The organism is Streptomyces lushanensis, assembly GCF_001700515.1.
GTDB lineage: Bacteria > Actinomycetota > Actinomycetes > Streptomycetales > Streptomycetaceae > Streptomyces > Streptomyces lushanensis.
In genome coordinates this window covers 1-10422 of record NZ_MAUD01000078.1, presented here as the reverse complement: position 1 = coordinate 10422, position 10422 = coordinate 1, and the positions used below count along the sequence as shown (strand labels likewise).

The following is a 10422-nucleotide window of genomic DNA, read 5'->3' as shown; positions in this document are numbered from 1 at the left end:
CGGGACTCGTGCGAGGGGGACCGCCCACCGGGCCGTCCCCCTCGCACGAGTCCCGCACCCCGGGCTCCTCGGGAGTCCGCCCTTCATGATCGGCAAGACCCCATGACCGACATGGCTCCACGCCGTCGAGGCCGTCCCGCCCGCAAGGACATGGACGCGGGCCCCAGCGCCCGGCAGAAGATCCTGGAATCGGCCCGCGCGGAGTTCGCCGCGCGGGGCTACGACAAGACGTCCATCCGCGGTATCGCCAAGGCCGCGGGTGTCGACCCGGCGCTCGTCCACCACTACTTCGGTACGAAGGACGAGGTCTTCGCGGCGGCCGTCGAGGTCTCCTTCGAACCCGCCCTGCTGCTGCCCACGCTGCTGGCCGGCGGCCTGGACGGCGTCGGCGAGCGGCTCGCCCGCTACTTCATCGGGATCTGGGAGAACCCGGTGACCCGTGCGCCGCTGCTGGCGATCATGCGCTCCGCCCTGACGCACGACGCGGCGGCGAAGGTGCTGCGTACGTTCGTGCTGCGGCGGCTGCTGGAGCGGATCGCGGAGGAGCTCGACGTACCGGATCCGACGTTCCGCGCCGAACTGGCCGCCTCCCACATGATCGGAATCGCGTTCCTCCGCTATGTGATCAAGGCGGATCCGCTGGCCACCGCGGACTCCGAGGAGATCGTCAGAATGGTGGCGCCCACGCTCCAGCGGTATCTGACGGAAAGCTGAGCGGTCGGCCCGCCGTTCCGCACCGGCCGGGCCAGGCCCGGTCCCTTCCGCACCGGCCCACCCGGCGGGGCGGCCCTTCCGTACCGCAGAGGGGCCATTCCGTATACCGGACAAGGCGTCCAGATCTTGGAGGGTGGGCGTAGGCTCTCAGAGAGCCATTTCCGCCGAAGGATCCGTGGCGTGCGCCGTCGACGGATCTGCTGAAGGAGCGAGCGACGATGCCCGAGCTGAGGTCCCGCACTGTCACCCACGGCCGCAATATGGCGGGCGCACGCGCCCTGATGCGGGCCTCGGGCGTAGCGAGCGCGGACATCGGCAAGCCGATCGTCGCCGTGGCCAACTCCTTCACCGAGTTCGTGCCGGGACACACCCATCTCGCGCCGGTCGGCCGGATCGTCTCCGAGGCGATCAAGGCCGCGGGCGCGGTGCCGCGCGAGTTCAACACCATCGCCGTGGACGACGGCATCGCGATGGGCCACGGCGGGATGCTCTACTCCCTGCCGTCCCGCGATCTGATCGCCGACTCGGTCGAGTACATGGTCGAGGCGCACTGCGCGGACGCGCTGATCTGCATCTCCAACTGCGACAAGATCACTCCCGGCATGCTGATGGCCGCGATGCGCCTCAACATCCCCACGGTCTTCGTCTCCGGCGGCCCGATGGAGGCCGGCAGGGCGACGCTCGTGGACGGCACCGTCCGCAAGCTCGACCTGATCAACGCGATCTCGGACGCGGTCAACGAGAGCGTCTCGGACGAGGACATCCTCCGTATCGAGGAGAACGCCTGTCCCACCTGCGGCTCCTGCTCCGGCATGTTCACCGCCAACTCGATGAACTGCCTGACCGAGGCCATGGGCCTCTCGCTGCCCGGCAACGGCTCGGTGCTGGCCACGCACACCGCCCGCAAGGCGCTGTACGAGAACGCGGGCCGCACGGTCGTCGAGATCACCAGGCGCCACTACGAGCAGGACGACGAGTCGGTCCTGCCGCGCGCCATCGCCACCCGCGCCGCCTTCGACAACGCCATGGCGCTGGACATCGCCATGGGCGGCTCGACCAACACCATCCTCCATCTGCTCGCCGCCGCCCAGGAGGCCGAGCTGGAGTACGGCCTCGCCGACATCGACGCCGTCTCGCGCCGCGTCCCCTGTCTGGCCAAGGTCGCGCCCAATGTCGCCCCGGGCGGTACGTACTACATGGAGGACGTGCACCGGGCCGGCGGCATCCCGGCCATCCTCGGCGAGCTGTACCGAGGCGGTCTGCTCAACGAGCATGTGCACACCGTCCACTCGCCGAGCATCAAGGACTGGCTGGAGACCTGGGACGTGCGCGGCGGCTCGCCGTCCGACGAGGCCGTCGAGCTGTGGCACGCCGCGCCCGGCTGTGTCCGCTCCGCCGAGGCCTTCTCCCAGTCCGAGCGCTGGGAGACGCTCGACACGGACGCCGCCAACGGCTGTGTGCGCGATGTCGCCCACGCCTATTCCAAGGACGGCGGTCTCGCGGTCCTCAAGGGCAATCTCGCCGAGGACGGCTGTGTCGTGAAGACGGCCGGCGTCGACGAGTCGATCTGGACCTTCGAGGGCCCGGCGGTCGTCTGCGAGTCGCAGGAGGAGGCCGTCGAGAAGATCCTCCGCAAGGAGATCACCGAGGGCGATGTGATCGTCATCCGGTACGAGGGCCCGCGCGGCGGTCCCGGGATGCAGGAGATGCTCTACCCGACCTCGTATCTGAAGGGCCGCGGTCTCGGCAAGTCCTGCGCGCTGGTCACGGACGGACGTTTCTCCGGCGGTACGTCGGGTCTGTCGATCGGCCACGCCTCGCCCGAGGCGGCCTCGGGCGGCACGATCGCGCTGGTCCACGACGGCGACCGGATCCGGATCGACATCCCCGGCCGCTCGATCGAACTGCTCGTCCCCGAGGACGAGCTGGCGGCGCGCCGCGAGGCGCTGAATGGCGTGTACGCTCCGGCCGCCCGCGAACGCAAGGTCTCGGCGGCGCTGCGCGCGTACGCCGCGATGGCGACCAGCGCGGACAAGGGCGCGGTGCGGGACGTGACCAGGCTGGGCTGAGCCCGCCCCCTTCCCGGCGCTCCCGCCCCCCGGTGCCTGCGCTTGCCGTGCGCCCCGGATCCCGCCAGGGACCGGGGCGCACGGCTGTGCCGTCAGCGGGTCCGGTTCACCAGCGGGCGGGATCCCGGCTGTCGACGGCGAACACGGATCCGTCGGGCGCGCTGGCGAGGACCTTCCCGGGGACGGTGACCGGCATCGGCAGCGCTCCGGACAGCGTGTCGCGTCCCTCGCCCATCCGCGGCTTGGTCTGCCCCGTCAGCACACCGCGCCGCGCGTCCACGGCGAGCAGCCGCCCGTCACCCGCGCTCATGAAGAGCCAGGTGCCCGCGGCCGTGGGGCGGGACGCGCGCGTGACCGAGGTTTCCAGCCGCCAGCGCTGGCCGGGACCGCCGCTCGCACTGTCGCCCGTGTCGACGGCGAGCAGCGAGCCCGTGTAGCCGACGACATAGACCAGGTCACCGGCGACCGTGGCCTGGGCCTGGTCGACCGGCGAGGGCAGCGGGACACGCCGTACGGTACGGCTCGACGCGTCGAGCCGTACGACGGCGTCGGTCATGTCGTTGGTGCCGCTGGAGAGCAGGAGGAGCGCGCCGTCGGACGCTCCCGCCGGGGTCAGCGTGCCGGCCAGCCGCTTCTCCCAGAGCAGGGTCCCGTCCGCCGGATCGACGGCGCTCACCTCGGTGGCGGTGCCGTCGGGCGACGGTGTGGCGGCGAACAGCGGACCGTCGGCGCCGCCGCCCGCCGTCCAGACGGAACCGGTCCCGCCGCGCCGCGCCTCCCAGCGCTCGGCCCCGGTCGCGCTGTCCAGCGAGCGCACCAGCCCGTCGTACGAGACGAGCAGCACGGAGTCGGCGGCATGCCGGACGGTGGCGTACGAGGAGATGTCGACGCTCCAGCGCCCGGCGCCCGAAACGGGATCCAGCGCCTCCAGACGGCTGCCGCCGGGTGCGATGACATGCAGCAGGCCGCCGGAGACGACCGGCGCGGCGTCCTCGTCGGCGTCCGTCATGGTGTGGCCGTCCGGTACGGACCAGACCGTCGCGCCGTCGGCGGGGCTGATCCGGGCCGCCTTGACTCCCGGAGCCGTGCAGTAGACGGCGGTGCCGGCGCCGGTGCCGCCGACCGAGCACACGGGCATGTGGTTCGCGCCCTTGCCGCCGCCCAGCTCGATCTGCCAGGAACGGGAGGCCGCGTCGGCCCGCCCGGTGCTCGGCCTGGCGGGAGCGGCCTTGTCGTCTGTGAACGAGCGCACACCGGCGAAACCGGCCACGGCGAGCGCGACCACCGCCACACCGGCGGCGAGCAGGCGGGTGCGCGGACGACGGCGGCCGGGAGAGACAACGGTGCGGGTCCGGCCCGCCCTGAGCCGGGTCGTGAGGAACCGGTCGACGGCCGGCGACCGGCCCGCGGAGCCCTCGCCCGGGGAGCGCCCGCCCCGCGCGTCAACGGCGCCCGCGTGACCGGAGTGATTGGTGGGGGTCGAGTCCGCGCTCCCGGCCGCCTCGGGCCAATGGCGCCGCGCGGGTATCAGCGACCTCGCGCCCCGCGCGTTCGTCGCCTCCCGCGTACCGCGCGCAGCCGGTACCTCCGGTTCCGCCGACGCCTCCGGCATCCCCTGCGCGGAGGCGCGCAGCGCGGTCATCAACTCGTCCGGCGTCGGCCGCTCCCGCGGATCCTTCGACAGACAGCGCGTGACCAGCGGCAGCAGGCTCTCGGGGACGCCCGCCAGGTCCGGCTCGTTGTGGACGACCTGATACGCGACGATATAGGGGCTGTCCGAGTCGAAGGGCCCGCGCCCGGTCGCCGCGTGGACCAGCACCGCGCCCATCGCGAACACATCGGCGGCGGGACCGACTTCGCGCGGGCGCTGGAACTGCTCGGGCGCCATGAACGGCGGCGTCCCGATCAGCTTGCCCGTCTCCGTGCGCAGATCACTGTCCGCCGGGCGCGAGATGCCGAAGTCGATGACCTTGGGGCCGTCCGACGCCAATAGGACATTGCTCGGCTTGAGATCGCGGTGTACCACACCGGCCCGGTGGATGTCGCGCAGCCCTTCGGCGAGTCCCGCGGCGAGTCTGACCAATTCGCCCGTGTTCAGCGGGCCGTTCCGCTTCACCCGCTCCGCGAGGGTGGGCCCGTCAATGAACAGCGTTGCCATCCAGGGGCGTTCCGCCTCCGGGTCGGCGTCCACGACGGGCGCGGTGAAGGCTCCGCTCACCCGGCGCGCCGCCGCGACCTCCTGCCGGAACCGGGCTCTGAACTCCGGATCCGAGGCGTGGTTGACATGGATCACCTTGACGGCGAGCCGCAACCCGGAAGCGGAGGTGGCCAGATGGACCTCACCCATTCCGCCCGAGCCCAGGGCTGCTTCGAGCTGATAGCGACCGGCGTAATCCGGACGTTCCGCTTCCGGGGCCGACCCGGTATTGCGCAGTGGTGGCACCGCCCACCCCCGTGTATTCGTGCGCGAGCGCGACTCACGGAGCCTAGTCGATGATGCGTGCGATCCAGCCATCGGTTGCTAGCCTGCGAAGCAGATCGTGCACCTTCAATGGGGGAGGGACCGAATGGCAGTCGAAGAGGTTGAGAGCGCGGCGGAGGAAGCCGGACAGGCGGCGGTCGAGACGGCCGCGGCCACGCGCTATCCGATCGCGCCGGGCTATCGGGTGAACGTACGCAGCGGGCCGGGTACGAACTACCGGCTCGTCCGGGTCCTCGCGTACGGAGCGACCGTGCCGATCAACTGTCAGAAGCCGGGGGAGTGGGTCACGGGCCCGTACGGCACCACCAATATCTGGGACAACATCGCCAACGGCCAGTACATCTCCGACGCCTACGTACACACGGGCAGCGACGGCTACGTCACCGTGCGCTGCACCTGATGCCCGGGGTGAACCGCGCACGGGGACAATCGTCCCGTGAGCGACCACCCGGAGCAGCACGAGCGGCCCGAAGCCACCACGACCACGACCACGTCGGCGGGAGCGTCCGTGAGGGCGTCTGGGAAGGCGCCTGTGAGGGCGTCCGTGAACGCGGACGACAACGGCCGTGGCCGTGGTGGCCCGGAGCCCGAGGCCATCCGTTTCTTCGGTACGACCTGGGTCGGCCACGACCGCGGATACGCGGCACGGCGTGCCGCGGCCACCGCCGGCTCGCTCGCCGCCGCCCTCGCCTCCTGCCTCGTCCTCCGCTTCGCGTACCAGGGCCTGGAGATCGCGGAGGTGGGCTCCTTCGTGAGCATGCTCGTCGTCGTGACATTCGCGGTGTGCGGCGCCGCCGCCTTCCGCAGGACCTGGGAGGGCTTCGGCCGCCGCCCGGCCGGCCCCGGCCGCGAGGAGTCCCTGCGCGGACTTCACGCGATCGGCTTCATCGGCTCACTGGCCGCCTACTTCCTGCGCTCCCTCACCGAGGCGCCGGGTGAGGGGCTGCGCCGACGCGAGTACGAGGCCGCCCTCGTCCGGTACGAGCGCCGCCGCACCGCCCGTACGGGTGACCCCGCCGCCCGCGGCGCCGCCAAGGGCGGAAAACGCGAGCACGGATAGAGCCGCCGCGCCCTGGCCCGCAGGATGGGGCGTATGACCGAGCGAGCACTCTCCTTCGACGCCGTCGCCGACCAGTACGACACCTCCCGTCCCGGCTATCCGCCCGCGCTCTTCGACGCCGTCGAGGAGCTCACCGGCCGGTCCCTCGGCGGTTCCCGGGTCATCGACGTGGGCGCCGGCACCGGTATCGCCACCCGCCTGCTGCGCGAGCGCGGTGCCCATGTCGTCGCCGTGGAACCGGGCCCCGGCATGGCGGACCGGCTCCACCGCACACTCCCCGAGGTCCCGCTCGTCCGGGGCTTCGGTGACGCCCTGCCCTTCGCCGACGCCAGCGCCGACCTCATCACCTACGCCCAGTCCTGGCACTGGACCGACCGGGACCGCTCCCTGCCCGAGGCGCTGCGCGTCCTCGCGCCGGGTGGCGCGCTCGCCCTCTGGTGGAACATCTCGGACGCAGATGTGCCCTGGATCGCCGCCCAGGACGCCCGTATCCGCCGGTGGGCCGACGACGGCGCCCATGGCGCCCACGGCACGGCCCGGGGCAATCGCCATCTGCCCGCGGGGCCGCGCTTCGAGGAGCGCCGGGTGCCCTGGACCCGGCGTGTCACGCTCGACACCCACCTCGACAATCTCGCCACCCACTCGGTCTTCCGGATGCTCGGCGAGGAGAGCGCGGCCCGCTTCCTCGCCCGGGAGCGCGCGGAACTGCTCACCGTCTTCCCGGACGGGCTGGTCGAGGAGGCGTACGCCGTCGAACTGACCGTCACCCACCGCCCGCCCGCCGGGCCCGCCGCCTGACGGCCCGCCCGTACCGCCACCTCCCCGTACCGCCACCTTCCGGTGCCGCCGCGCACCTTGACGGCGCGGTCTCCGGCGCACACTATTCATCACATGATGAATTCTATCGGGGCCGCCGCCATCCATGCGCGTGGCCTCACCGTCCGACGAGGCGACCGCACCGTCCTGCGCGGCCTCGGCTTCTCCGTACCTCCCGGCCAGATCACCGGCCTGCTCGGCCCGTCCGGCTGCGGCAAGTCGACCCTGATGCGCGCCGTCGTCGGCACCCAGGCCCAGGTCACCGGCACCCTCGATGTCCTCGGCCGGCCCGCCGGCGACGGCGCGCTCCGCGCCAGGATCGGCTATGTCACCCAGGCACCCTCCGTCTTCGACGACCTGACGGTCCGGCAGAACCTGGACCACTTCGCCGCCGTGCTCGACCCGGGCCGCTCCCGCCGCGCCGCCCGCCGCGAGACCGTCACCCGTGCCATCGACGACGTCGACCTCACCTCCCACGCCGACTCACTGGCCGGCCGGCTCTCCGGCGGCCAGCGCGGCCGGGTCTCCCTCGCCGTCGCCCTGCTCGGCACGCCCGAACTCCTCGTCCTCGACGAACCGACCGTCGGCCTCGATCCCGTCCTCCGCCGCGATCTGTGGAACCTCTTCCACCGCATCGCCGCCGAGCGCGCCGCGACGATCCTCGTCTCCTCCCATGTCATGGACGAAGCCGAACGCTGCCATCGGCTCCTCCTCATGCGCGAGGGCGAGATCCTCGCCGACGACACGCCGGACGCCCTGCGCGCCCGTACGGACTCCGAGACCGTCGAAGCGGCCTTCCTCCATCTGGTCGACCAGGCCAACGCACTCCAGGAGAGCGCCCGATGAGCACCACGACCCCCGCCACGGCCCGTACCGGCACCGGGACCACCGGCAGCACGGGCGGCACGGCGGCGGCCCTCTCCGCCGCCCGCACCCTGGCCACCGCCGCACGTGTGCTGCGTCAGCTGCGGCACGACCCGCGCTCGATCGCGCTGATGATCCTCGTCCCGTGCGTGATGCTCGTCCTGCTCCGCTACGTCTTCGACGGCAGCCCGCGCACCTTCGACGCCATCGGCGCCTCGCTCCTCGGAATCTTCCCGCTCATCACGATGTTCCTGGTCACCTCGATCGCCACCCTGCGCGAACGCACCTCGGGCACCCTGGAACGCCTGCTCGCCATGCCGCTGGGCAAGGCCGACCTGATCACCGGCTACGCACTCGCCTTCGGCCTCCTCGCCATCGTCCAGTCCGCCCTCGCCACCGGCCTCGCGGTCTGGGCCCTCGGGCTGGACGTCGTGGGATCCGCCTGGCTCCTGCTCCTCGTCGCGCTCCTCGACGCCCTGCTCGGCACAGCTCTCGGTCTCTTCGTCTCCGCCTTCGCCGCCTCCGAGTTCCAGGCGGTCCAGTTCATGCCCGCGGTGATCTTTCCGCAGCTCCTCCTGTGCGGACTCTTCACCCCACGCCCGAACATGCAGCCCGTGCTGGAGGCGATCTCCAACGTCCTGCCCATGTCGTACGCCGTCGACGGGATGAACGAAGTCCTCCGCAACCCCGACATCACCGGTGCCTTCGTACGTGACGTACTGATCGTCGCGGGCTGCGCCGTCGTCGTCCTGGCCCTGGGAGCGGCCACCCTCCGCCGCCGTACGGCGTAGGAGCCGTCCCCCTCCGCCCCGGACGCCGTACCGCCCATCGGACACCTCACGCCCGCCACCGAGCCCGGTGCGAGGATGGGAAGCGGACGACCGCACCACCCATCCCCACCGGCGAGGTGACCCCGAAATGCCCCAGACAGTCGCAGTCCTCGGCACCGGAAAGATCGGTGAGGCCCTGCTCAGCGGCATGATCCGGGCCGGCTGGCGCCCGGCCGACCTGCTGGCCACCGCCCGCCGCGACGACCGCGCGAAAGAACTGCGCGACCGCTACGGCGTCGAGACCGTCACCAGCGCCGACGCCGCCAAGCGCGCCGACATCCTCATCCTCGCCGTCAAGCCCCAGGACATGGGCAGGCTCCTCGACGAACTCACCCCCCATGTCACCGTCGACCGCCTGATCATCAGCGCCGCCGCCGGTATCACCACCGCCTTCATCGAGGAACGCCTGGCCTCCGGCACACCCGTCGTACGCGTGATGCCCAACACCCCCGTGCTGGTCGACGAGGGCATGTCCGTCATCTCCGCGGGCAGCCATGCCCGCGCCGTACATCTCGGCCACGCCGAAGAGATCTTCGGAGGCGTCGGCAAGACACTCCGCGTCCCTGAGTCCCAGCAGGACGCCGCCACCGCCCTCTCCGGCTCGGGCCCGGCGTACTTCTACTTCCTCGTCGAGGCCATGACCGACGCGGGCATCCTCCTCGGCCTGCCCCGCGCCCAGGCACACGACCTGATCGTCCAGTCCGCCCTGGGCGCCGCCGTCATGCTGCGCGACAGCGGGGAGCATCCGGTGAAGCTCCGCGAGGCGGTGACCTCTCCCGCCGGCACCACCATCAACGCCATCCGGGAGCTGGAGAACCACGGAGTACGCGCGGCCCTCATCGCCGCCATCGAGGCGGCCCGCGACCGCAGCCGCGCCCTGGCCTCCGGCACCGGCTGACTTCCGCCCCGGCGTTGCCGTGTTCGGCGTTGTCGTGATGCTTCGCTGCTTCGGCTGAAGAAGACGCGCACGCCCGGTCATGGGCCCGGAGCAGCGACTGATCCACGAAGTTGACATGCTAAACACGGATCCGTAATGTTCTCCGGGCTGTCCGACGTGAGCACCGGCCCAGGTCGGTCCCCGGACGGTCATTCCGCAGGACTCATGACAAGCACGCGACGGTTCGTCGCATTGCTTTGCGTGCGCCTTCGCGAAATGAGGAATCCGCGTTCGAAGGAACGCGACACCCCGATTAGCGTCGGGGCCCGGGATTCCGCTAAAGTCTCACTCGTCGGAACGGCCGAAGGGCCGGGAAGGCAACCCGCTCTGACCGGGAATCAGGCCCGAAAGGATCTGATAGAGTCGGAAACGCAGGACAGCAAGACAAGCAGAACAGCAAGACGTTAAAACAAGCAGGGCAGCAGGACAAGTAAAATAGCAGGGCCGAAGGGAAATGCCCGGAGGAAAGCCCGTGAGGGTGAGTACGAAGGAAGCGTCCGTTCCTTGAGAACTCAACAGTGTGCCAAAAGTCAACGCCAAATATGTTGATACCCCGGCCTGCCAATAGTTTTGGCGGGTTGAGGTTCCTTTGAAATAAACACAGCGAGGACGCTGTGAACCACCGGTCTTATTCCGGCTGGTGGTTCCGC

The 10422-nt window shown here is 71.1% G+C and carries 9 protein-coding genes; 8 read left to right on the top strand and 1 reads right to left on the bottom strand.

Annotation, left to right across the window (positions count from 1 at the left end):
* Positions 1–102 precede the first annotated feature (102 nt).
* Complete coding sequence (locus tag BFF77_RS06960) at positions 103–714, top strand: TetR/AcrR family transcriptional regulator (RefSeq protein ID WP_066944982.1); 612 nt, start codon at positions 103–105, stop codon at positions 712–714.
* 218 nt (positions 715–932) lie between these two features.
* Positions 933–2783: a dihydroxy-acid dehydratase gene (ilvD, locus tag BFF77_RS06955; protein ID WP_066944979.1), complete on the top strand. Its 1851-nt coding sequence runs from the start codon at positions 933–935 to the stop codon at positions 2781–2783.
* A 106-nt stretch (positions 2784–2889) separates the two neighbouring features.
* Here ilvD and BFF77_RS06950 read toward each other — a convergent pair whose 3' ends face one another.
* A complete protein-coding gene (locus tag BFF77_RS06950) occupies positions 2890–5226 on the bottom strand; it encodes a protein kinase domain-containing protein (protein ID WP_066944977.1) in 2337 nt (778 codons plus the stop codon).
* 124 nt (positions 5227–5350) lie between these two features.
* Between BFF77_RS06950 and BFF77_RS06945 the strand changes: the two genes are divergently transcribed.
* The 6 genes from BFF77_RS06945 to proC all read left to right on the top strand — a co-directional run bounded on the left by BFF77_RS06945 (position 5351) and on the right by proC (position 9733).
* Positions 5351–5665, top strand: a complete 315-nt coding sequence (locus BFF77_RS06945) for a peptidase (RefSeq protein WP_066944974.1) — start codon at positions 5351–5353, stop codon at positions 5663–5665.
* A 132-nt stretch (positions 5666–5797) separates the two neighbouring features.
* Complete coding sequence (locus BFF77_RS06940) at positions 5798–6325, top strand: hypothetical protein (RefSeq protein WP_066944972.1); 528 nt, start codon at positions 5798–5800, stop codon at positions 6323–6325.
* Between the two features lie 24 nt (positions 6326–6349).
* Complete coding sequence (locus BFF77_RS06935; RefSeq protein ID WP_066944969.1) at positions 6350–7123, top strand: class I SAM-dependent methyltransferase; 774 nt, start codon at positions 6350–6352, stop codon at positions 7121–7123.
* A gap of 93 nt (positions 7124–7216) precedes the next feature.
* On the top strand, positions 7217–7987 hold the full coding sequence (locus BFF77_RS06930) for an ABC transporter ATP-binding protein (protein WP_211280173.1): 771 nt from the start codon (positions 7217–7219) through the stop codon (positions 7985–7987).
* Complete coding sequence (locus tag BFF77_RS06925; protein WP_066944966.1) at positions 7984–8796, top strand: ABC transporter permease; 813 nt, start codon at positions 7984–7986, stop codon at positions 8794–8796. The genes BFF77_RS06930 and BFF77_RS06925 overlap by 4 nt, the downstream gene beginning before the upstream one ends.
* Before the next feature lie 127 nt (positions 8797–8923).
* Complete coding sequence (gene proC / locus BFF77_RS06920; protein ID WP_066944964.1) at positions 8924–9733, top strand: pyrroline-5-carboxylate reductase; 810 nt, start codon at positions 8924–8926, stop codon at positions 9731–9733.
* Positions 9734–10422: the final 689 nt, after the last annotated feature.